Below are 23,023 nucleotides of genomic sequence, written 5' to 3'. Positions count from 1 at the left end.
GACGAGGGTGGCGGGGATCATGGCGGTGTGCATGCGGAATCCAGTGGCGGGGCGGGTCGCGTGAAGGCGATCAGGATAAAGAGATGTGGGGTGGCTGTCCATCGGCGGCGGACGACGGTGATGGCGCCGCGCGCCGCGCCCGACGCCATTCCCGGAAGGCGCCCAGCGCGATGGCGAGCAAGGCCAGCGCCAGCGCTATCGGGCCATGGTGCGAGCGGGCGGGCGATGCCGCCGCTACCGGCGCCACGCGCGGAACGAGGTGTTGACCCATCACCGACTGGGCGCGGTCGGCCTGTGGCGATGGGGCGGGTGCTGGCGCGGGCGCGGGCGTCGGCGTCGGCGTCGGCGCAGCCTTCGCCGTCATCGACGGCCGCGCCACCGGCCCCGGCGCCACCACCGCATCGGCCAACTCCCGGCCCAGCGCGCGCAGCAGCGCCGGGTCCACCCGCGCGGCCCGGCCCGCCTGCGCGATGTGCGCCATCAGCACCGGGTTGCCGCAAGTATTGGCCGTGCAGGAGAGGCCGTCCCGCCGCACGGCATCCGCGTAGCGCCGCAGCAGTTCGGCGCGTTCTTCGTCCGTGAAGCGATAGCTGCCCTGCCGGTCCACCTCGAGCAGCCGCGCCAGGATGCCCTGCTGCGCGTGCGGATTGGCCTGCCGGAAGAAGGCGTCCATGCCGAGGCCGAGCTTGTCGGCCACGTAGACGTCATAGGTGCGCTGCCAGAACTCGCCCGGCATCTGCTCCGGCACGGTGGCCTGGAAGCCGTAAAGATGCTCGATCTCCTTATACATCTCACGCGCGCCGGCATAGCCCGAGCGCTGCATCGCGCCGATCCACTTCGGGTTCCATTGCCGCGCGTTCAACTCCGTGGCCAGCCACGTGCGGGCATCCACGGTATCCGTCTCGCCGGCGCGGCGCAGGTTGTGCAGCCAGAAGCGCGGCGCCTGCCCGCGCACCGCGCGCGTGGCGGCGGTCAGGCCGCCGGCGTACTGGTAGGTATCGTCGTTGTCCAGCGCGCCGTACAGCGTGCTGGTGCGCGAGAACAGCACGGCCTCGTTCGAGGCCAGATGGCTCGCCAGCGCATCCGGCGCGCTGGCGCCCCAGCCTTCGGCCGAATAGGCGAAGTTCATGTAGCGCAGGTACTGCCGCGCGAGGGCGTCCGGGCCGTCCTGCGCATCGCGGCTCTGCTCCACCATCTGCTGCACGCCGATGGCGTAGTTGCCGGGCTTGGCGGCGAACACGCGGGCGCGGGCCAGTTTGCCGGCGGTGTCCGGGTCCGTGCCCCGGGCGACCAGCGCGGCGGCCACCGTGCGGTCGTGACGGCTGATGGCGTTGTCGCCGGCGGCAGCGGCCAGCCGCGCGGCCTTGTCAAGCAGCGCCACCTTGTCGCCAAACCCATCGCGGTAGATGCCGGAAATCGTCAGTAGCACGTTCACACGCGGCCGGCCCAGTTCGGCATCGGGAATCAGCCGCACGTCCTCCACGCCGCCGCGCGCGTTCCATACCGGCGTCACGCCCATCAGCCAGAGCGCCTCGGCCTCCATCGCGCCCTGATGCCGTTCCGTTTCGCCGTACCAGAGCACCATCGACACCGACTCCGGCAGCCGCCCCGTTTCCTGCCGATAGCGCGCCAGCGTCTGCGCGGCCATGGTCTTGCCGAGCGCCCACGCTGCCGGCGTGGGGATCTTCGCGCCATCGAAGGCATGGAGGTTGCGGCCCGTGGGCAGGCCGTCGGGCGTGCGCACGGGGTCACCGAGCGGCCCGGTCGGCAGATAGCGGCCCGACAACACGGTGACGAGGCCATCCAGTTCGCCCCGGGACGATGCGCGCAGATCGGCCAGCCATTGCCGGGCGAGTTGGAGCGCGGCCCGCACAGCAGGCGCCTGATCGTCGGCCAGTCCGTCCAGCGACGGCGCTTGGCCGGCGACCAGATCCTCGGCCCAGCCGTGCACCCGGGCGTCATGGGCGGAATTGCGCAGTTGGGACGACAGCAGCAGCGCCAGCGCGTCCGCCTGATCGGCCTCGGGCGGCATCTCGCCGAGCGCGTGGATGCCCAGCGGCATCGGCTCGGCCTCCACCTTGTGCAGGAAGGCGTGCAGGATCGGCTCGATCTGCGCCCACGGCGCGTCGGCATCGAGACCCAGTTGCTGGTCGAGCTTCAGCGTGCGCATCTGGGCGATGGCCTGCTGCCGGTACTGCGCCGATAGCTCGGGCGAGCTGTCCCGCGTGGCCTCGGCCTGCTCGATGGCTTCGTCGAGCTGCGCCAGCACGGGCGGCTGGCCGGCGCTGGCCAGCAGCGGCGACAGATGGCTCACCAGCACGGCGGCGCTGCGGCGCTTGGCCTGGACCGCCTCGCCGCCGCCATCCTGGATGTAGACGTAGGCGTTGGGCAGGTCGCCGAGCAGCACTTCGGCGCTGTCGTCACCGGCCTGCCCCACCTGCTTGCCCGGCAGCCACTCCAGCGTGCCGTGCCGGCCCACGTGCACCATGGCATCGGCGCCGAAGGCATGGCGGTACCAGAGATAGGCGGCGAGGTAGGAATGCGGCGGTGGCGTGATGGTGTCGTGCGAGGTGTCCATCGCGCGCGCGAAGGTCGAGCGCAGCGGCTGGGGGCCGACGAACACATTGCCGAAACGCAGGCCCGGAATCACGAAGGCCGGCTCGCCCTGTGGGTCGCGCGCCACCATCAGCGGATTGCGCTCGGGCGGGCCCCAGGCCTGCGTGACGGCGGCGCGGAAGGCGGGCGGCAGCGCGTCGAACCAGCGCCGGTACTGCGCCATCGGCAGCAGCGTGACGTGGCCGCCGCGCACCATGCGCGCCAGCTCGCCGGGCGCCCAGGTTTCGATGTTGCGCCCGTTCGCTTCCAGCAGCGCGGTCAGCGTGGCGGTGTCTGGCAGGTCATCGCCCGTTTGATAACCCGCCGCGCGCAGCCGCTGCAGGATCTGCGTGAGCGACGGCAGCGTGGCCAGGTAGCTGGCGCCGAGATTGCCGCGCCCGGGCGGGTTGTTGTAGTAGAGCACCGCCACGTGCTTGCTGGCGGGCGGCTTGTCCTGCAGCGCGATCCAGCGGCGCACGCGCGCCACGATGGCGTCCACGCGCTCGGGCACCGCCGCGCTGCGCTGGCTCCCCTCCCCGCCTTCCTGCGTGGCGAACAGGATCGGCTCGGTCGCCCCGCTGCGCTCGGGCGCGGTCAGCAGCAACGGCAGCCGCTCCCCGGCGATGCCACGTACATCGGCACGCCAGCCGGCTTCGCTGTCGCGCGTGGAAATCAGGTTGATCGTGTGCAGGCCGTGCCGCGCCAGCCAGTCCTTGTCCTCGGCGCGCGGAATGGTCAGGTTCAGCGCCAGCAGTGCGCGCAACGGCGACACGCCATCCTGCGTGACCAGCGCATCGAGCCCGGAAAGCGGCCAGCCGAACACCGGCACCGCGCCCACGCCCTGGCGCTCGAGCGCGGCGATCAGGGCGTCGATATGGGCGAGGTCACGCTGGCGGTAGTGGGTGGCGTAGAAGGCGATGCCGACCAGCGGCGCGCCGTCGGCAACGATGCCGGCCTGCCGGTACCACTTGAGGTAGTCCGCCAGCGACGCGAACGGCTGCGCCGCGCGCGGATGGTAGATGCCGGCCGCCGGCGCAGGGCGCACGGCGGGCACGGCGATCACGTCCTGCGCCGGCAGCCCTTGCATGCGCTGCCGCGCCGCCACGGCGAGAGCGAGGAAGGCGGCGAGGTTGTCCACGCCGCCCGCTTCCCAATAGGGCTGCGCGGCATCGGCAACATCGCGCCGGGCCGCTACCGGGCCCCACGCCGCATCGACGCTCTCCGCCGGGGCGCCGAAGACCAGCGCACCACGCGCGGCGGCCTGGCGCACGCCGGGTGCCATCGCGCGCAGCACCGCGGTCGGGGCGAATCGTGCATAGATGACATCGGCGTGCGCCAGCGTTGCGGCGTCCGGGGCATCGGTGCGGAAGGTGAACATGGCCAGCGCGTTGCCGTGCGCAGCGCGGAAGGCGGCTTCGGCGGCGGGCAGCAGGTGGGCGTTCGACGTGACGACAAGCACGCGCACCGGCGCGGCAGCGACCGCGGCGACTGCAGCCCCCACCGAAGTGGGCAGCAGCAGGCAGCAGAGCAGCGCGAGCCACAGGCGCAGGCAGCGGGCGACGGCAGGATGGGGAGTCACTCGGAGGGGGTAGGATGGCATGACGGGCAGCACACTGCACATCGCGGAAGCGGCTGGCCCGGCATTTTACCCGCAGTGGATGCGGCAGCCGCGCGCCATTCGTACGTATGTTTGATGCGTGCAGATCACCTGCTGTTGCGCGCCACCCACGCGGGTGTTGTTTTTTTCATCGGATGGGCGCCGGCGGTCCGCTTTGCAATGTTGACCATGACAGGCAATTACGTCACACAGCCGCCGGTAGTAATCACAAAGTATGGCGCCGGAATCGCCCCGGATCGCGCCCGGATCCCCGCAATCACGAGGCGGGAGGCCAATGGGCGAACAATCTACTCATCCAGGTAAGTGGCGGCAATCATCCTTGTGGGCGACGCCACATGCATTGTGGTGACCCATCGTGTACCTCGCGGCGAATCGACTATATTTGACCTATGGCGCGCACATCCCGAATCACCCAGCCGTAAGACAGCCCTGGAGGTAACTGCCATGCGTTCGCTTGCCAACTTGTTCAGTCCGCCGACGCCAGAGAAGATCGCCGAGAAGGAACTGCAAGACATGAGGCTGACGCTTTTTCAGGCAGAGCGTCGCCTGCTGGAAGCGCAGATGCAAGTCGATTACTACCGCAACATGATCTCGTTCCTCGAGGAAGTGGGCGCGACCGGTGTCGAAGGCGTGGCGGACCGTCGCCATGCGGCCATGTCGCCCACCCCCGGAGCACCCGCCCTGCCGCCGGCCTCGCAGCCCGCGCGCGTGGCGCCGGGCCTGACCACCGTCCCCATCGTACCCTCGGCCGCCTGACCGTTCCTTCGCCCGGCCGGCATGTCCGGCTGTGCGATACTCGCCGCGTTCGATGCCATGCCGCCCCCACTCCGGGGCGGCATGCGCACGTCTGCACCAGACTTCAAGGAACCGGCCCATGAGCACCCTTCTACCCGCGATTGACCTCGAGACCGCGCCAAACCCCACGCACAGCGTGATCTGGATGCACGGCCTTGGCGCCGATGGCAACGATTTCGTCCCCGTCGTGCCCGAACTGGGCCTGCCCGCCACGCTGGCGGTGCGCTTCATCTTCCCGCATGCCCCGGCGATTCCCGTCACCTGCAACAACGGCTACGTCATGCCGGCCTGGTATGACATCTATTCGCTCGACGAAGCCGGCCGGCGCGCCGACGAGGCGGGCATCCGCACCTCGTGCGAGGCCATCCGCGCGCTGATCGCGCGCGAGAACGCGCGCGGCGTGCCGACCAGCCACATCGTGCTGGCCGGGTTCTCGCAGGGCGGCGCCATCGCCTACACCACGGCGCTGACGCACCCGGAGACGCTGGCCGGAGTGATCGCGCTCTCGACCTACATCCCCTCGCCGGACCTGATCGCCGCCGAGGCCACGCCCGCCAATGCCGCCACGCCGGTGTTCGCCGCGCACGGCACGGAGGACGACGTGGTGCCGCTGGGCCTGGGCACGCGCGCCCGGGACTTCCTCACCGCGCGGGAGCAGCCGGTGGCCTGGCACACGTACCGCATGCCGCACTCGGTCTGCCTGGAAGAAATTGCCGATATCGGCCAGTGGCTGCGCGAGCGGCTGGCATGATTCCCACCACGCCCCCGCCCCGCATCGATTTCAACACCCGCAAGGCGCTGCTGTTCGCGCTGACGGCCGAGCGGCTGGCAGCGTTCTACGAACACGGCAAATGGATGACCGACGCGCAGGGCGCCACGCTGGCCGGGATGTGGCTGTCGCGCTCCAAGCTGCAACTGGCGCTATCGGAACGGCGCCTGCTCTCGGAGCTGAGCGATCAGTTCGCGCGCCAGTTGTCCGAATCGCTCTCGCGGGAAGCCGGCCTCTACGCGACGCACGAGATGATGGAAGCGCTCGATCCGAACTACCAGTCCGCCTTCGCCCATGACATGCTGGACGAATGCGAACGGCTGCTTCATGAGAACGGCGTGACCGAGTGAGAGCTAGGGCTCAGACCGGGCTCAGACCGCGCGGCGCACCGGATTGAGTGCCTCGCCGTCCAGTCGCCGGAACACGAAGGCCGACAGCAGCGTGATGATGCCCACCGCCAGGAAGGCCAGCCGATAGGCGGGCGCGGCCACGCCCAGCTCGTTCGAGAACAGGCTGACGAGCCCGCCGCCAATCGTCACGCCCAGGCCGATGGCCAGCATCTGCACCATCGAGAACAGGCTGTTGCCGCTGCCGGCGTCCTCGCGCGAGAGGCCCTTCAGCGTCACGCTGTTCATGGCCGCGAACTGCATCGAGTTCGAGGCCCCGAACGTGGCCAGTTGCAGGATGGACAGGGCCAGCGGCCAGCCCGGCGACATCGCCGCGAACGAGGCAATCGAGGCCCCCACGATCAGCGTGTTCACCAGCAGGAAGTTGTCGTAGCCGTAGCGGTTGACCAGCGGCACGATCCAGCGCTTGGACACGGTCCCGGCCACCGCCACCGGCAGCAGCATCAGGCCCGAATGGAACGGCGAATAGCCGAGCTGCAACTGCATCAGCAGCGGCAGCAGGAACGGCACCGCGCCGGAACCGATGCGGCAGACCAGGTTGCCCACCAGCCCCACGCTGAAGTTCGGCTCGCGGAACAGCGCCAGCCGGAACAGCGGCGTGGCGTGCCGGCGTGCATGCGGGATATAAAGCAGCGCGGCGACGATGCTGACGGCGGCCAGCCCCAGGCTCCACAGCAGCGCGTGGGATGCGCCGTGCGGCACGTCCAGCGCCAGCGAGAACGCCACCATGCATAGCGACAGCAGCCCGCAGCCGACCCAGTCGAACGGCGGCGCCACGCCGGCCTCCCCCGCCGGCAGGTAGCGGCGCACCGCCAGCAGGCCCACCAGCCCCACCGGCACGTTGATCAGGAAGATCCAGTGCCAGGACGCGCTCTGCACCAGCCAGCCGCCCAGCACCGGGCCGAAGATCGGCCCCACCTGCCCGGCGATCGACACGAACGCCAGCGCGGCGATGTACTGCTCGCCCGGGATATTGCGCAGCACGGCCAGCCGGCCGATCGGCAGCAGCATCGAGCCACCCACGCCCTGCAGCACCCGCGCGATCACCAGTTGCGTGAGCGTATGGGCTGTGGCGCAGTAGATGGAGCCGAGCACGAAGATCAGGATGGCGCAGAAGTACACGCGCCGCGTGCCGAACTTGTCGGCGAGCCAGCCGGAGGCGGGGGTCAGCATCGCCATGGTCAGCGTGTAGGCCACCACCACCGGTTTGAGGTCGAGGGGCTTTTCGCCGAGGCTGTGCGCCATCGAGGGCAGCGCGGTGTTGACGATGGTCGTGTCCAGCGTCTGCATGAAGAAGCCGGCGAAGACGATCCACAGCATGGCCTTCTGCGAGGCGGCGGCTGGGCTGGCGGGGGCTGAAGCGGTGGTCATGGTGATTCTTTGTAATCCCTGGTCGGCAGTGGCCAGGAACAATGGACCCTATGGTAAACACCGGGCTGCCCATCGGGAACCCCTCTGGCGTTATTGACTGCAATCGGAAAAGCCGATGACAATGGCCCGATGCTCAATCCCGTCTGGATCCAGACCTTCGCCACCGTGGCGACGGCGCGCAGTTTTACCGATGCTGGCCGCCAGCTCGGCCTCTCGCAATCGTCGGTCAGCGACCATATCCGCCGGCTCGAAGACAGCGTGGGGCGGCGCCTGTTCGTGCGCGACACCCACTCCCTGCGTCTGACTGCCGATGGCGAAGCGCTGCTGGTCCACGCCCGGCTAATCCTGGAGGCGCTGGCGCGCGCAGAATCGCAGTTCAGCGCGCCCCGGCTGCGCGGCCGCGTGCGGCTGGGCACTTCGGACGACCTCGCCCAGGGCCCGCTGCCCAATGTGCTGGCGGCGTTCCGCGACACCCATCCCGACGTGGAACTCGAAATCACCATCGGCATGACCGGCAAGCTCTATGAATTGGTCGATGCCGGCATGCTGGATCTGATGATCGGCAAGCGGCGCGAGGGCGACCGGCGCGGCGTGTCGCTGTTCCGGGGGCCGCTGGAATGGCTGGCCCGGCCGGGCACGGTGATCGACGTGCGCCAGCCGCTGCCGCTGATTCTGGTGAACGAGCCCAGCGTCACGCGCTCGATTGTGCTCGCCACGCTGGCCAAGGCCGGCTGGCCCTGGCGCGTGGTCTGCGCCAGCAGCAGCCACTCCGGCTGCATCGCGGCCGCGCGCGGCGGGCTCGGCATCACCGTGCGGGCGCATGCGCTGGCGGGGCGCGGGCTGGTGCCGCCCGTCAACAGTCAGGAGTTGCCGGCGCTGCCAGAAGTGGAATTTATCTCGCTGGCGGCTGGCCGCCTGTCGGAGCCGGCGGAGACGCTGCTGACGCTGCTGCGCAAGAGTGATCTGCGCGCATCGCGCATGGATTGAGGCGTCAGCAGCCCGCTTCGTCGCCGATTCAGCCGAGCGTGCGCATCGCCTGATAGGCCGTGAGCAGGTGGTAAGGCGTGGTGGACGGCATTTCGGCGCGCACCACCTCGCCGTCCGGCGCCACGCATTCGTGCCAGCCATCGGCATGGAGAAAACGGCTGCGGAAGCGGTCGACCCACTGCTCGAGTTCGATCAGCGGCGCCGCGTCTTGCTCCACGGTGCCCTTTACGGCCAACGCGCGGGCGAATTCGGTCTGGGCCCAGATCCGCTGGGTACCGTCCTGCAGCGTGCCGTCGAGATCCAGCGCTGCGCTGACACCGAGTGTGTCATTGATCACACCATGGGTGCGTGCGAAGTCGTACGCGCGGCGCAGCGAGGCCGGCAACGGCGTATCGGCGAACAGGGCCGGCGCCATCATCACCAGCGAATACCACTCGAACTGATGTCCCGGCTCGATCCGGTTGCCGGGCGTGCCCTGCGGCTGCTCGGCCACGCAGCCATTGGCGGGATCGACGAAACGCTCCGCCACGGCCGCCGCCATCTCTGGCAGGCGGGCGGTGAACCAGCTATCGCCCGTGACCTCGCACGCGGCGAGGTAGGCCTCCGTCAGGTGCATGACCGGGTTCTGGAGCACGCCGCCGCCGTTGACCGCAAAGTTGGGCGACAAAGCCGCGTGATAGAGGCCGTTTCCGTCGCCGAATCGATTCTCGATCACATCCACGGTGCGGCGCAGGGTCTCGAGCGCCGCCGCACTGCCCCCGGCGCGATGGTAGTGGGCGCAGGCGAAGACCACGAAGGCGTGGGTGTAGAGGTCGCGCGTGGTGTCGCGCGGCGCGCCATCGGCATCGGTGCTGTAGATCCAGCCGCCTGCGCCATCACCGAAATAGTGCTGGAGCGAGGCGAACAGCGTATCGGCATGCGCGAGGTGGCCGGCGGTGGCGAAGACGTACAGTTGCCGCGCGCAGGCCATCGCCCGGAAACGCTTGTCTGGCAAGGGCTGGCTGGTGGCGCCATCGAGCGCCTCATGCGCCAGCCGGAGGTCTGCCCGCCAGCCGGGACCGGTCCAGGCGGGCAGAATGGCCGTGTCGAAATGGGCGATCAGCGAGGCGATCCGTTCGGAAAGTGTCGGAGAGGCGAGCATTGGGGGTGAGCGAAATGCGGGCGCTGCCGCGTTGCGCGGCCACTGCCCAGGCGACACAAGATACTGGAAATGACAGGGCGGCGGAAGGCGCCAGGCGCCGCGCGCGCCGCACGCCGGCAGATGACACTGGCAAAGCGGCGATGCGGTGCTATGTTGAAAGTCCACCACCGGTCGTAACTCTGCCCTCCGGGAGAACCGCCATGTCCGCTCATCCCACGACAATCGCCGACCACCGTCGCACCCTCGTGATGCATGTGATGGAAGACCCACCCGGACGCTATACATGGCGCATCGTGGTGGAGGAGAAATGCGGAGGCGCCGAATGCGACAGCATGATCGAGGCGGCCACCGACTACGGCTCCCAGGCTGAGGCCGAAGCGGCCTGCTGGGCCGCCGGCAACAGCATGCTCGACGGCCAGCGCGCGGCAAGCGAACTGCCCGGCATGTATCCGAAGGACATGCGCCATTAGACGCATCGAACATCCGTTTGGCAGGCATTAAGCGACGTTAGCGCTTGTTTGCCCTTGATCCACCGTGGCCGCCGGCCTAGTCTGAAAGCGTGGCGGCACACGGCACGGGACGCTTTGTCCCGTTTTTTCCCGTATGCCTCTCGGAGAAAAGCGATGGACAAGCCCACTGTCAGCCCCCGCCGCTTTGTCGAACTGATGAACGAGCGGCTCGCCCGGCATCCTCTCTATCGTGAAGGGATGCACGTCTACGCCATCCCGCCGCATTCCGACCATCCGCGCAGCCTGGTCTGCGTGGGCCCGCGCGGCACCGAGGGCATCTGTGCCACCATCGAGAACATCGTGCGGGGCGAATGCGATGTCTTCCCCGAATTCCCGCCCGACCCGCATCGCCGCCCCGGACACGAATCGCGTGCGCGGTAAGACAATTCGCCGAAATCCCGCTTCCGGCAGTGCGCCCCCGAAAAAATCAGGCCACCCTGGCCTGCGATATTGACCGGCCCTAGATACAATGGCCTCCGCATCCCCTGCCCGGAGCGCCAATGAAAAGAGCTTTCGAAGCCGATGGCAGCGTCGCGGACCTGCCATCCGCCCCTGCCGACACCGCCAGTTCGCCGAGCCCGTCTGCCCCCGCCAGCGCTGAGGCGCGTGCCGCCGCCGTGGCGGCGACCATCGCCCGCACAGCGGTGGAGCAGGCCGACCATGCGATGCGCCACTGGACCGATCCCTTGCCGGACCGGCTCCGCATCGGCTCTCCCGAACACCTGCGCATGTTCTGCAACATGCTGCTGCAGACCCACAACCCCTACAAACCGTCCGTGATCGACTGGCCGGTGCTGCCGCCCGATGCGCTGCGCCGGGTGACCTCGCTGCCGATCTGGGACATCGCCGTGCAGACCGAGGGCCGTGCGTCCATCCGCGTGCACAGCTATGCCCGCACCGTGCGCGACCCGCTGCTGCGCAGCGCGCTGGAGATGGATGCCGACGAGGAAGCGCGCCACAAGGTGGTGCTGGCCAAGCTGGTGGAGGCGTATGGCATCACGCTGGCGCCCGAACCCGAGTACCTGCCGCCCGCCGACCCCGAATGGGGCTGGCTGGTGACCGGCTACAGCGAGTGCATCGACAGCTTCGCCGCGTTCGGGCTGTTCGCCGCCGCCAAGGACTCCGGCTTCTTTCCGGCCGAGCTGGTCGAGACATTTGAGCCCGTGATCCAGGAAGAAGGCCGCCATATCCTGTTTTTTGCGAACTGGGTGGCGTGGTACCGCGCCAGCCTGCCGTGGTGGCGCAAGCCCGCCTTCGCCTGGAAGGTCTGGCGGGTCTGGTTCTTCCTGATCCGCGAGCGCATCGGCATCGCGCGCGGCATTGACGTGGATGTGGACGGCGCCGCCCAGGATGCGAATTTTCCGATGAACGCCGCCGACACATTGGGCCAGACGCTCTCCCCCGGCGCCATGATCGACCTCTGCCTGGCCGAGGACGCGCGGCGCATGGCGGGGTATGATGCGCGGCTTCTGCGCCCGACCACGGTGCCCCGGCTGGCCCGGCTGGTGCGCCGCTTTCTCAAATGAATCTGGAATTGACGCACGCCATGGCGTTTGGATTGTCCCTGCTGGTCCTGCTGATCTGGTGCGTGCTGGTCTTCGCCCGCGCCGGCTTCTGGCGCGTGCGCAAGCCCGCGCCCTCCCCCCGCCCGGCCGCGTGGCCGCCCGTCGTCGGCATCATCCCCGCCCGCAATGAGGCCGATGTGATCGGCCGCGCCGTGACCGGCGTGCTGGGCCAGCACTACGCGGGCCGGCTTCACCTGATCGTGGTGGACGACCACAGCAGCGATGGCACCGCCGATATCGCCCGCGCCGCTGCGCTGTCGATCGGCAAGGCCGACCAGCTCACCGTGGTGGCGGCACGCGACCTGCCTGCCGGCTGGAGCGGCAAGGTCTGGGCGCAGTCCGAGGGGCTGGCCGCCGCCGACGTGCAGATGCCGGACGCCGGCTTCGCCTTCCTCACCGACGCCGACATCTGGCATGGCCCGGAAACGGTGACAGAACTGGTGGCCCGCGCCGAGCACGAGCGCCGCGATCTCGTTTCGCTGATGGTGCGCCTGCGCTGTGAATCAGCCTGGGAACGCATGATCGTGCCGGCTTTTGTCTTCTACTTCGCCAAACTCTACCCGTTCGCGCGGGTGGCAGACCCGTCGAGCCGCGTTGCGGCGGCGGCGGGTGGCTGCATGCTGGCGCGGCGCTCGGCGCTGGCCCGTATCGGCGGTTTCCATGCCATTCGCGGGGAGTTGATCGACGATTGCAGCCTGGCGGCGCGGATCAAGGAAGGCGGCCCGATCCGGCTCGATCTGGCGGACGACAGCATCTCGCTGCGTCCCTACGACGACTGGGAAAGCCTCTGGAACATGATCGCGCGCAGCGCCTACACCCAGTTGCACTACTCGCCCTGGATGCTGGCCGGCGCCACGCTCGGCATGATCCTGACCTACCTGGCCCCACCCGTGCTGGCGCTGGCCGGTGGCGCCGCGCTGTGGCCGGCGTGGCTGGCGTGGATCCTGATGGCGGTCAGCTATCGGCCGATGCTGCGAGAATACCGGCAGCCGGCCTGGCTGGCACCGCTGCTGCCGCTCACCGCGCTGTTCTATCTGGGCGCGACGCTGGATTCGGCGCGCCGTTACTGGCTACGCCGGGGCGGCCAGTGGAAAGGCCGCGCCCAGGCGCCGATCCGCTCGTGAGCGCGATCGCCCTATCTGTATCTAATAGTGCTAGTTGAGATAGCCGGCCTCGCGGAACCAGGTCAGGGCGTCACGCAGCCCCTCCTGATACGGCCGCGGCGTGTAGCCAAGTTCGCGCCGCGCCTTGTCCGACGTGAAGAACATCCGGTATTGGGACATCTTCAGGCCGTCAACGGTCACGAACGGCTCCTTTCCGGTGAAACGCGCCACGGTCTCGGCCACCCGCGCCAGCGGGTACAGCGGCCAGCGCGGCAGTTGCACGGTGGGCGGCTTGCGGCCGGTCATGCCAGCGATGTCCTGCAGCATCTGCTGCAAAGTGACGTCCTGACCACCCAAAATGTACCGTTCGCCGATCTTGCCGCGCTCCAGCGCCAGAAAGTGGCCCGTCGCGACGTCATCGACATGGGCGAGGTTCAGGCCGGTATCGACGAACGCCGGGATCTTGCCCGTGGCCGCCTCGACGATGATCCGCCCGGTGGGCGTCGGCCGTACATCGCGCGGGCCGATCGGCGTGGACGGATTGACGATGACCGCCGGCAAACCCTCGGCGACCAGGCGCTCCACTTCGCGCTCGGCCAGCACCTTGCTGCGCTTGTAGGCGCCGATGGCCTCGTGGCCGGCCATGGCAGCCGTCTCGTCCACGGGCGCCGTGGCGCCGGCCACCCGGAGCGTGGCCACGCTGCTGGTGTATACAATGCGCTCCACGCCGGCGTGCCGGGCGGCTTCCATCACGGTGACGGTGCCATCCACGTTGGATCGGACGATTTCCTCGGGATCGGGCGCCCAGAGCCGGTAATCGGCCGCCACGTGGAACAGATAGCGCACGCCCGCCATCGCGCGCGACATGGACGCCGCGTCGCGCATATCGCCCTCCACCACCTCCACAGGCAACCCGGCAAGGTTGGCACGCGGGCTGGTGGCCCGCACCAGCACCCGGACCTGGAAACCCCGGTCGAGGGCCTGCCGCATCACAGAAGAGCCAAGAAAACCCGACGCGCCTGTCACCAAAATGCAATTGTTAATTTCAGTTCCCCTGTCTACAGATTGCCATTTTGGGCCGTTAAGGCCCTAAACCACGCGCATTGTGACCCAAAAGCCCGTGTTGGCCGCAGCCAACGTGCCAGACAGAAATTTCTGCACCGGTATATAGTAACCACCGTGAGCCGGAAAGTGATGCCGGCATACCAAGATAAGAAAATGTTGAATATTCGTCAGTGGGTCGGGGGGCCGTCCCTATGCAGGTAATACTCGCCCAGCCTCGGGGCTTCTGTGCCGGCGTGGTCCGTGCGATCGAGATCGTCGACCGCGCGCTGGTCAAGCATGGCGCTCCCGTCTACGTCCGGCACGAGATTGTCCACAACAAGCACGTGGTGGAAGGCTTGCGGCAGAAAGGCGCGCGTTTCGTCGAGGAACTGGAAGAAGTGCCCGGTGGCGCCGTCACCATCTTCAGCGCCCACGGAGTCTCGCGGGAAGTCGTGGCGGACGCCCGGCACCGAGCGTTGCACGCCATCGACGCGACCTGCCCGCTCGTCATCAAGGTGCATACCCAGGGCCGCCAGTATGCTGCGGCCGGCCGTCACGTGATCCTGATCGGCCATGCCGGGCACCCGGAGGTGGAAGGCACGATGGGCCAGATCCCCGGCAAGGTGATCCTGGTCCAGAATGAAGCGGAAGTCGCCACGCTGGACCTGCCGATAGATGCCCCCGTGGCCTATATCACGCAGACCACGTTGTCCGTGGACGACACCCGTAATATCATTGCGGCGCTCGCGGCGCGCTTCACCAATTTGGTCGGGCCGAACACGCGCGACATCTGCTACGCCACCCAAAACCGCCAGAGTGCGGTGCGCGAGATGTCGTCGCGGGTGGATGTGATTCTCGTGATCGGGGCGACAAATAGCTCCAATTCCAACCGTTTACGCGAAATTGGCACGGAAAGCGGCGTGCCGAGCTACCTGATTGCCGATGGCAGCGAGCTGGATCCCGCCTGGGTTCGGGACGCCGATGTCGTGGGCATTACCGCGGGGGCCTCGGCGCCCGAGGCGATGGTGGAAGACGTGATCGCGGCGTTACGCCGACTCGGGCCGGTCGAGGTATCGACCATGGAAGGCATCGTGGAACACGCGGAATTCCGCCTGCCGGCCGAATTGGCCGACACAGCACTGGCACAACCCGCCAGCAAGACAACCGAACAGCGCGATGCGCGCCTCGCCGACCAGACGGCGGCAGGCTGAACCGCACCGCCGAACCCTCACAGGAAGCACCCCTTGGCCATTCCGTTTCTGCAGGTCGCCCGCGTTGGCGCCTATATTGCTCGCAAGCACCTCTCCGGGCAAAAGCGCTACCCGCTCGCCCTGATGCTGGAACCCCTGTTCCGCTGCAACCTCGCCTGCTCCGGCTGCGGCAAGATCGACTATCCGGATCCCATCCTGAACCAGCGCCTGTCCGTGGCGGAATGCCTGCAGTCCGTGGACGAGTGCGGCGCGCCCGTGGTGTCCATCGCCGGCGGTGAGCCGCTGCTGCACAAGGACATGCCCGAGATCGTGCGCGGCATCATCGCCCGCAAGCGCTTTGTCTACCTGTGCACCAACGCGCTGCTGATGGAGAAGAAGATCGACCAGTACGAGCCGAGCCCGTACTTCGTGTGGTCGATCCACCTCGACGGCGACCGCGAGATGCATGACCACTCGGTCAACCAGGAAGGCGTGTACGACCGCTGCGTGGAAGCCATCCGCATGGCCAAGGAACGCGGCTTCCGCGTGAACATCAACTGCACGCTGTTCAACGACGCCAAGCCGGACCGCGTGGCCAAGTTCTTCGACTCGGTCAAGGCGATGGGCGTGGACGGCATCACGGTGTCGCCGGGCTATGCCTACGAGCGCGCGCCGGACCAGCAGCACTTCCTGAACCGCAACAAGACCAAGCAGCTGTTCCGCGACATCCTGTCGCGCGGCCGTGCGGGCAAGAACTGGGCATTCAGCCAGTCGACGATGTTCCTGGACTTCCTGGCCGGCAATCAGACCTACAAGTGCACGCCCTGGGGCAACCCGGCGCGCACGGTGTTCGGCTGGCAGCGCCCGTGCTACCTGGTGGGCGAAGGCTACGTGAAGACCTTCAAGGAACTGATGGAAGACACGGACTGGGACGCCTATGGCGTCGGCAACTATGAAAAGTGCGCCGACTGCATGGTCCACAGCGGCTTCGAAGCCACCGCCGTGGCCGACACGTTCTCGCATCCGCTCAAGGCGCTGGGCGTGACCCTGCGCGGCGTGAAGACGACCGGCGCCATGGCCCCGGACATCTCGCTGGACAAGCAACGCCCGGCCGACTACGTGTTCTCGCGCCACGTCGAGATCAAGCTGGCCGAGATCGGCAACCTGAAGAAGGCTCAGGGCAGCCGCGCCGAAGCCGTGCAAGCGACGCATTGAGCGCAATCCCGCAGTCGAAGCATTTTTGGCTACAATCGTAGCCGAAAATGCTTCAATCTCTTTCCGACACCCTCTTCAGCCAATACCGGCGCCGTGTTCTGGGCCTGCTTCTGCTGCGCCCGGAGGCGTCGTATCACGTCCGAGAGATTGCCCGCCTGACCGGCACGGCGCCCGGCACCCTCCATAAAGAACTGAGCAAGCTGGCGGAAGCCGGCATCCTCACGCGTACGCCCCAGGGCAACCAGGTGCTTTATCGCGCGAACCGGGCTTCCCCGGTGTTCGAGGAACTGGCCGGGATCATGCGCAAGACGTCCGGCGCAGTCGAGGCCTTGACGCTTGCCCTCGCGCCAGTCGCCGCCTCAATCCAGGCGGCGTTCATCTTCGGTTCCGTGGCAGCGGGCCGTGACGTGGCCGACAGTGACATCGACGTCGCCATCATCGGGTCTATTACCTTTCGGGACAGTGTTCAGCTGCTGTATCCGGTACAGTCGTCGCTCGCCCGCGAGATCAACGCAAAGGTGTTCTCCGCGGAGGAATGGCAATCACTCGTCCAGCGCCGGGATCCGTTCGTCGTGGATGTGGTTGCGAAACCGAAGCTTTTCCTGATCGGCAACGACGATGACCTTGGAGAATCTGCTGGGACTGAGCCTTGACCATCAGCCTGCCCGCCGAGCGGCTTATCGTGCTTGATGCACTGCGCAAACAGCGCAACCTTTCCGACTATTCAGGGGATCTGGTGCCGTTGTCCGCCGTGCGCGAATGTATCGCCTGCGCCGCGGAACTACTGGATGACGTGACCGGCTGGCTCCGGGGTCATCATCCCCAATTGCTGGGATGACGGCCACCGAGGCCCGCCCTTCACCGCTCAAGCTACCTAGGACCGATTAAGCCGCCGCCCGGGCGTTGTGATTGGTCAGATACTTGATCAGGCCGTCCACGCCGTCGCGGGCGACGATGTCGGCGAACTGCTTGCGGTACACCTCGATCAGCCACGCGCCCATCATATTGATGTCGTAGATTTTCCAGCCGTCGTTGCCGCGTTGGAGGCGGTAGTCGATCAGCATCTCGTCGCCATTGTTCAGCACGCGGGTGGCCACCACGGAGTCGTTGGCGCTGCTGCCAGCCTTGGCCGGCTTGTAGGTAAATTTGGGACTCTGGTCACGCAGTTGCGAGAGCGAAACCGCGTAGCTGCGCACCAGCAGGGCCGTGAATTGCTCCTGGAGTGTTTTTTGCTGTTCAGGGGTAGCCTGCTTCCAGGCATTCCCGACCGCGAGGCGGGTGGTGCGGCCGAAATCCGTGTAAGGCAGGAACTCGCGCTGCACGACGGCGGTAATTTTTGCCAGATCGCCGCTGCGCGTCTCGGGATCGGCCTTGATCTTGGCAATCACGCCTTCGACGGCGGTTTGCACGAGCTTGTCAGGTGACGTCTGGGCGTGCGCGGTGCCGATCATCGCTACGGCCGCAATCGCCACGGCAACGGGGGCAATCGCGGGAGCAATGATGGCGCTGGGAAATTGTCGGTTCATGAGTCTCCGATGCAGGGATAATCGACCACAGGGCCAGTCGGCCCAGTATATAGCGGATCGCGGCGCGGCCGGACCGCGGCGGGTGCGGAGAAGCCGCTGCCAGCGGCTATACTCCGGGCTGCCGCCTCCGTGCGCCCCGGCCGGGCCGGGTGCCAGAACCCCACGCAAATGATCAGATCCACGCTGACCCGTATCGTCAAGTTTTCCACCGTTCGCGCCTGGACCGTGATCGGCGTCTCGCTGCTGCTCACCATTGCCAGCGGCGTCTACATGGCGCGCAACTTCGCCATCAATACCGATATCAGCCGCCTGCTGGAGTCCGACGCGCCGTGGGCGCAGAACGACGCGGCCATCAGCGACGCGTTTCCGCAGCGCGACAAAATGATCCTGGCCGTGGTGCAGGCCCCGGCCAAGGAACTGGCCGACGCCGCCGCCAACGAGCTGGCCGACGCCCTGCGCCAGCAGCCGCAGCGCTTCCGCGCAGTAGGCCAGCCCGGCGCGGGCGCCTTCTTCGAGCGCAACGGCCTGCTGTTCGCCGATACGGCTTCGGTCAACGACATGGCCGCCAAGCTCACCCAGGCGCGACCGCTGATCAACAACCTCGCCCATGACCCCACGCTGCGTGGGCTGTCCGACCTGCTGACCACCACGCTGACCCTGCCGCTGCAACTGGGCCAGATCAAGCTGGGCGATATGGAGAAGCTGCTGGCGGCCAGCGCCACCACCGTGGACGGCGTGCTGGCCAACAAACCCGTGGCGCTGTCCTGGATGGGGCTGGTCGACGACAGCCTGAAGCCTAATGCCGATGGCCGGGCGTTCAGCTTCGTCACGCTGTCGCCGGTGCTCGACTTCAGCGACCTCAAGGCCGGCGCCGGCGCCAGCGAGGCCATCCGTCGCGCCGCCGCCGATCTCAAGCTCGACCAGCGCTATGGCGCCGCCGTCCGTCTCACCGGCCCGCAGCCGCTGGCGGACGACGAATTCGCATCCGTGAGCGAAGGTGCCGTGCTCAACGGCCTGCTCACGCTGGTGGTGGTCATCGGCATTCTCTGGATGGCGCTGCGTTCCGCGCGCCTGATCGTGGCCGTGCTGGCCAGCCTGGTGGCCGGCCTGCTGATGACGGCCGCGCTGGGCCTGATGATGGTGGGCGCGCTGAACATGATCTCGGTGGCGTTCGCCGTGCTGTTCGTCGGGCTGGGGGTGGACTTCGGCATCCAGTTCGGCGTGCGCTACCGTGCCGAGCGGCACGAGCACGACGACCTCGACGAAGCCCTGCGGCTGACCGCGCGCGACGTCGGCACGCCGCTGACGCTGGCCGCCGCCGCCACTGCCGCCGCGTTCTTCTGCTTCCTGCCCACCGACTACCGGGGCGTGGCGGAGTTGGGCAAGATCGCCGGCGTGGGCATGTTCATCGCCTACGCCACCACGTTCACGCTGCTGCCGGCCCTGATCCGCGTGCTGCGCCCCAAGGGCGAAGCCGAGTTGCCCGGCTTCGGCTGGTTGGCCCCGGCCGATGCGTTCTTCGAGCGCCATCGCAAGGGCGTGCTGGTGGGCGTGCTGGTGCTGATCATCGGCGGCGCCCCGCTGCTGCCGCACCTGAAGTTCGATTTCGATCCGCTGCACCTGAAGGACCCGCATTCCGAGTCGATGTCCACGCTGCTGGCGCTCAAGGATGCCCCGCAGGCCGGCACCGACGACGTGAAGGTGCTGGCCCCGTCCCTGGCCGCCGCCCAGCGCACCGCCGACAAGCTCAAGGCCCTGCCCGAGGTGGAGCGCGTGGTCACGCTGCGCACCTTCATCCCTGACGACCAGGCGCCGAAGCTGGCGATCATCGCCGGGCTGGCGAAGACGATGATGCCGGCGCTGACGCAAACCCCATCCGCGCCGGCTGACGATGTGCGGCGCGTGGCATCACTGCGCAACGCCTCGCGCCAGCTCGACCTGGCCGCGCTCGATCATCCCGGCCCGGGCGCGGAAGCCGCCGCGCATCTGTCGCGTTCCCTGAAGAAGCTGTCCGATGCCGAACCCGCCACGCGCGATCGTGCCGAGCGCGCCATCGCCCTGCCGCTGCGGCTTGCGCTGGCCACGCTGCAACGTTCGCTGCAGCCGGAGCCGGTGTCGCAGCAGACCCTGCCGCCTGAACTCCTGCGCGACTGGCTGGCCCCGGACGGCAAGGCGCTGCTCAGCGTTACGCCCAAGCTGCCACCGCCAGGCGTCAAGAACGAGGCCGCGCGCGCCGCCGCGCTCGACCACTTCCTGGACGTGATGGCCCGCGTGCAGCCCGATGCCACGGGCGGCCCGATCGCGATCCGCGGTTCGGCGGACACGATCATGACCGCGTTCAGCCATGCTGGCCTATGGGCCGTGCTGTCGATCACGGTGCTGCTCTGGATCACGCTGCGGCGCATCGGCGACGTGCTGCGCACGCTGATTCCGCTGCTGGTGTCCGGCATCGTCACGCTGGAGCTGTGCGTGGTGTTCGGCATCGCGCTGAACTTCGCCAACGTGATTGCGCTGCCGCTGCTGCTCGGCATCGGCGTCGCGTTCAAGATCTACTACGTGATTGCGTGGCGCAACGGCAAGACCAAGCTGCTGCAATCGAGCCTGACGCATGCGGTGCTGTTCAGCGCCGCCACCACGGCCACGGCGTTCGGCAGCCTCTGGCTGTCGCACCACCCGGGCACGGCGAGCATGGGCAAGCTGCTGGCGCTGGCGCTGGTGACCACGCTGGCGGGCGCGGTGTTCTTCCAGCCGATCCTGATGGGCCGGCCGCGCCGGGCGCCGGTGGGGCGCCATGACCCGCTCGGCCCCTCGCTACCCCCCTTGACGGTGGCTACGACGCTGGGGAATTCCGCCGATAACCACCATGGGGCAGACAACGGGAATACCAGGCGGTAAGTGGCGGTGATGCGGTATTGTTGCCTGCCGCCGCCCTTGAAGTACCGGCGGCCGGCCCCCATAACCACAAGAAATCAAGAAAGACCAACCGTCTCACCATGCTCTCCCGTCTCCCGCTCATGCCCGGCGCCCGCCATCTTCCGGTTTCCCCCTCTGTTCCCCGCTCGATGGGCCGCTCGCGGATCGCCAGCGTGCTGGCCGCTACCGCCCTCTCCGCCCTGATCACGGGCTGCGCCTCCGGTCCGCAAGCCAACCCCGACGATCCGCTCGAGCCGATGAACCGCGTGACCTTCAAGGTCAACGACACGGTGGACCAGTACGTGGCCGTGCCCGTCGCCAAGGGCTACAAGGCCGTGACGCCCGAGCCGGTGCGGCTGGCCGTGACCAACTTCTATTCGAACCTCGCCGACGTCGGCAACTTCGCCAACAACCTGCTGCAAGGCAAGGGCACCGCCGCGGCGGAGACGCTGATGCGCGTGGCGATCAACTCGGTGCTCGGCATCGGCGGCCTGATCGACATCGCCACGGCGGCCGGCATCGAGCGCCATTCGCAGGATCTGGGGCTGACGCTGGGCGTGTGGGGCTTTCCGCAGGGGCCGTACATCGTGCTGCCGCTGTTCGGGCCGAGCACGGTGCGCGATGGCATCGGGCTGGCCGGCAGCTTCTACCTCGACCCAGCGCACTACCTCGACCCGGCATGGCGCAATTCGCTGTTCGCGCTCAACGTGGTGAACGTGCGGACGAACCTGCTCGGCGCGACGGACCTGCTCTCGCTGGCGGCGCTGGACAAGTATTCCTTCGTGCGGGATGGCTATCTGCAGCGCCGCCGCTACCTGCTGGGCCAGGGCGGCGACGATCTGCCGTCGTATGACGATGAGGATGAGGGCACGCCTTCGGACGTGCCGAAGCGGATCAAGCCGGATACGCCGGCTTCCCCCGATGCATCGGCCAAGCCGGACGCCGACGGCGCCAAGCCCGAACCCACCCCACCGGTGCCGGCCGCCACGCCGGCGCCTGCACCGGGGATGGCGAAGTAAAAAAAGCCGTGTCCGCGCCGAGGCCAGCGCGGACACTAAAGCCTCGGATGCGGAGTCCGTGGCCCCACCCATCGTAGGCAAGTTCGGCTCTGCCGATTGCCAACAATTGTGTCGGCGCGGCCGGATCAGCCGGCGCGGCGGCGCAACGGCAGCAACAGCGTGAAGGTGGCCCCGGCGCCGGCGGCGCTGTCCACCATGACGCGGCCGCCGTGCCGCTCTGCCACGGTCTTCACGAACACCAGCCCCAGCCCGCTGCCGCCCGGCGCATCGGCGCCCGGCGCATGCACGCGGCGGAACGGTTCGAACAGGCGTGCCTGATCCGCGTAGGAAATCCCAGGGCCGGAATCCGACACCGCCACCGCCAGGAACGGCCCCATGCGCCGCAATCGCACCGACACCGGTTTGCCCGGCGGCCCGAACTTGATGGCATTGCTGACCAGATTGGCGATGGCGCGCACCAGCAGCACCGGCGCGGCACGCAGGGTCTCACCCTCCGCCTCCAGACTCAGTTGCAGCTCGATGCCGCGCGCCTTGGCCAGCGCCCAGAGTTCATCAGTGGCATCCAGCACCAGCCCGGTCAGCTCCACCTCGGCAAATTCCAGCCGCTCCGAGTCGGCCTGCGCCAGCCGGATAAAGTCATCGGCCAGCGCCAGCGTGCGGTGAGCGTGCTCGGCGATGCGGGCCAGCAGCACCTCCGGCGGCAGCGCGCGGTTGGGCCGCGACTGCATGTCGATCAGCGCCAGGATCGACGCCTGGGGCGAACGCATGTCGTGCGACAGGAAATGCAGCATCTGGGCGCGCTGGCGCTCGGCGCGGCGCACCGTGGTGATGTCGATCAGGCTGACGATGGCCCCGGGCGGGCAGCCCGCCTCGCCCTGCAGCGGCGCGCCGTGGAGCAGGAAGCGGCGATCGTCCTCGGTGGCGAGTTCCACGCCCTGGGAATCGTCGGACGACATGACCGGCGCGTGGGAATCCAGCACCGCGCAGAGCCCGTCCCAGTAGGCGAGGCCGGGGCCCGGCACCGGGAACAGCGCTTCGATCAGGTCCGGCAGGCCCGGCGGCGCGAGGCCGCCATAGGCATCTTCGGGGAAATCAGGGAAATCGAGGGATGCGCCCGCCGCCAGATCCTCGATGCCGGACAGCATGGCAGGCGCCAGCGCCACCGCGCGGCGGTTCGCCACGAGGATGCCACCGTCGATATCGACGATCACCGTGGCCTCGGGCAGGTTCTCGAGGCCGTCGAGATACCGGGGCAA

At 68.1% G+C, this 23,023-nt stretch carries 20 protein-coding genes; 14 read left to right on the top strand and 6 right to left on the bottom strand.

Annotation, left to right across the window (positions count from 1 at the left end; genetic code table 11):
* Positions 1–70: 70 nt before the first annotated feature.
* On the bottom strand, positions 71–4,174 hold the full coding sequence (locus AC1EJR_RS16465) for a cobaltochelatase subunit CobN (protein WP_477113404.1): 4,104 nt from the start codon (positions 4,172–4,174) through the stop codon (positions 71–73).
* A gap of 483 nt (positions 4,175–4,657) precedes the next feature.
* Here AC1EJR_RS16465 and AC1EJR_RS16460 point away from each other — a divergent pair, with 483 nt between their 5' ends.
* The 3 genes from AC1EJR_RS16460 (at position 4,658) to AC1EJR_RS16450 (ending at position 6,127) form a co-directional block, all read left to right on the top strand.
* Entirely contained in the window at positions 4,658–4,969 is a 312-nt protein-coding gene (locus AC1EJR_RS16460) for a hypothetical protein (RefSeq protein WP_092297134.1), read from the top strand.
* A gap of 118 nt (positions 4,970–5,087) precedes the next feature.
* Complete coding sequence (locus tag AC1EJR_RS16455; protein WP_092297131.1) at positions 5,088–5,759, top strand: alpha/beta hydrolase; 672 nt, start codon at positions 5,088–5,090, stop codon at positions 5,757–5,759.
* On the top strand, positions 5,756–6,127 hold the full coding sequence (locus AC1EJR_RS16450; RefSeq protein WP_177219960.1) for a hypothetical protein: 372 nt from the start codon (positions 5,756–5,758) through the stop codon (positions 6,125–6,127). The genes AC1EJR_RS16455 and AC1EJR_RS16450 overlap by 4 nt, the downstream gene beginning before the upstream one ends.
* A 21-nt stretch (positions 6,128–6,148) precedes the next feature.
* Here the strand turns inward: AC1EJR_RS16450 and mdtD are convergent, their stop codons facing one another.
* Entirely contained in the window at positions 6,149–7,555 is a 1,407-nt protein-coding gene (gene mdtD / locus AC1EJR_RS16445; protein WP_477113403.1) for a multidrug transporter subunit MdtD, read from the bottom strand.
* A 129-nt stretch (positions 7,556–7,684) separates the two neighbouring features.
* Here mdtD and AC1EJR_RS16440 point away from each other — a divergent pair, with 129 nt between their 5' ends.
* Positions 7,685–8,542, top strand: coding sequence for a LysR family transcriptional regulator (locus AC1EJR_RS16440; RefSeq protein ID WP_441644280.1), 858 nt, complete (start codon positions 7,685–7,687; stop codon positions 8,540–8,542).
* Positions 8,543–8,570: 28 nt separating this feature from the next.
* Here AC1EJR_RS16440 and AC1EJR_RS16435 read toward each other — a convergent pair whose 3' ends face one another.
* Positions 8,571–9,683 carry an AGE family epimerase/isomerase gene (locus AC1EJR_RS16435; RefSeq protein ID WP_454757689.1) on the bottom strand — a complete coding sequence of 371 codons (1,113 nt, stop codon included), beginning with the start codon at positions 9,681–9,683 and terminating at the stop codon, positions 8,571–8,573.
* 200 nt (positions 9,684–9,883) lie between these two features.
* Here AC1EJR_RS16435 and AC1EJR_RS16430 point away from each other — a divergent pair, with 200 nt between their 5' ends.
* From AC1EJR_RS16430 to AC1EJR_RS16415, 4 genes are all read left to right on the top strand, one after another.
* On the top strand, positions 9,884–10,153 hold the full coding sequence (locus tag AC1EJR_RS16430; protein WP_092297120.1) for a hypothetical protein: 270 nt from the start codon (positions 9,884–9,886) through the stop codon (positions 10,151–10,153).
* A 153-nt stretch (positions 10,154–10,306) separates the two neighbouring features.
* Positions 10,307–10,573, top strand: a complete 267-nt coding sequence (locus tag AC1EJR_RS16425; protein ID WP_092297117.1) for a hypothetical protein — start codon at positions 10,307–10,309, stop codon at positions 10,571–10,573.
* A gap of 236 nt (positions 10,574–10,809) precedes the next feature.
* Entirely contained in the window at positions 10,810–11,718 is a 909-nt protein-coding gene (locus AC1EJR_RS16420; protein WP_211943569.1) for a ferritin-like domain-containing protein, read from the top strand.
* A gap of 20 nt (positions 11,719–11,738) precedes the next feature.
* Entirely contained in the window at positions 11,739–12,881 is a 1,143-nt protein-coding gene (locus AC1EJR_RS16415; protein ID WP_477110452.1) for a glycosyltransferase, read from the top strand.
* A 30-nt stretch (positions 12,882–12,911) separates the two neighbouring features.
* Here the strand turns inward: AC1EJR_RS16415 and hpnA are convergent, their stop codons facing one another.
* Entirely contained in the window at positions 12,912–13,904 is a 993-nt protein-coding gene (gene hpnA / locus AC1EJR_RS16410) for a hopanoid-associated sugar epimerase (RefSeq protein ID WP_454758144.1), read from the bottom strand.
* A 212-nt stretch (positions 13,905–14,116) separates the two neighbouring features.
* Here hpnA and ispH point away from each other — a divergent pair, with 212 nt between their 5' ends.
* Genes ispH through AC1EJR_RS16390 form a run of 4 tightly spaced genes read left to right on the top strand, consistent with a single transcriptional unit; the run spans position 14,117 to position 17,147 of the window.
* Positions 14,117–15,115 (top strand): 4-hydroxy-3-methylbut-2-enyl diphosphate reductase, encoded by a 999-nt coding sequence (ispH, locus tag AC1EJR_RS16405; protein ID WP_092297108.1) that lies wholly within the window; start codon positions 14,117–14,119, stop codon positions 15,113–15,115.
* 33 nt (positions 15,116–15,148) lie between these two features.
* Positions 15,149–16,309 (top strand): adenosyl-hopene transferase HpnH, encoded by a 1,161-nt coding sequence (hpnH, locus tag AC1EJR_RS16400; protein WP_092297105.1) that lies wholly within the window; start codon positions 15,149–15,151, stop codon positions 16,307–16,309.
* A 47-nt stretch (positions 16,310–16,356) separates the two neighbouring features.
* Positions 16,357–16,962 (top strand): nucleotidyltransferase domain-containing protein, encoded by a 606-nt coding sequence (locus AC1EJR_RS16395; RefSeq protein ID WP_477110421.1) that lies wholly within the window; start codon positions 16,357–16,359, stop codon positions 16,960–16,962.
* The gene (locus tag AC1EJR_RS16390; protein ID WP_092297099.1) at positions 16,959–17,147 is read left to right on the top strand and encodes a hypothetical protein; all 189 of its coding nucleotides are present in this window, start codon (positions 16,959–16,961) and stop codon (positions 17,145–17,147) included. Before AC1EJR_RS16395 ends, AC1EJR_RS16390 begins: the two co-directional genes overlap by 4 nt.
* A gap of 46 nt (positions 17,148–17,193) precedes the next feature.
* Here the strand turns inward: AC1EJR_RS16390 and AC1EJR_RS16385 are convergent, their stop codons facing one another.
* Positions 17,194–17,835, bottom strand: coding sequence for an MlaC/ttg2D family ABC transporter substrate-binding protein (locus AC1EJR_RS16385; protein ID WP_092297096.1), 642 nt, complete (start codon positions 17,833–17,835; stop codon positions 17,194–17,196).
* Positions 17,836–18,003: 168 nt separating this feature from the next.
* Between AC1EJR_RS16385 and hpnN the strand changes: the two genes are divergently transcribed.
* The gene (hpnN, locus tag AC1EJR_RS16380; protein ID WP_477105648.1) at positions 18,004–20,730 is read left to right on the top strand and encodes a hopanoid transporter HpnN; all 2,727 of its coding nucleotides are present in this window, start codon (positions 18,004–18,006) and stop codon (positions 20,728–20,730) included.
* Between the two features lie 167 nt (positions 20,731–20,897).
* Complete coding sequence (locus tag AC1EJR_RS16375; RefSeq protein WP_092297090.1) at positions 20,898–21,767, top strand: MlaA family lipoprotein; 870 nt, start codon at positions 20,898–20,900, stop codon at positions 21,765–21,767.
* A gap of 125 nt (positions 21,768–21,892) precedes the next feature.
* On the opposite strand, the gene AC1EJR_RS16370 is transcribed toward AC1EJR_RS16375, so the two are convergent.
* Positions 21,893–23,023 (bottom strand): sensor histidine kinase, encoded by a 1,131-nt coding sequence (locus AC1EJR_RS16370; RefSeq protein ID WP_441644286.1) that lies wholly within the window; start codon positions 23,021–23,023, stop codon positions 21,893–21,895.

Source organism: Cupriavidus sp. 05T42, from assembly GCF_056396345.1.
This window is presented reverse-complemented; position numbering and strand designations above follow the sequence as displayed.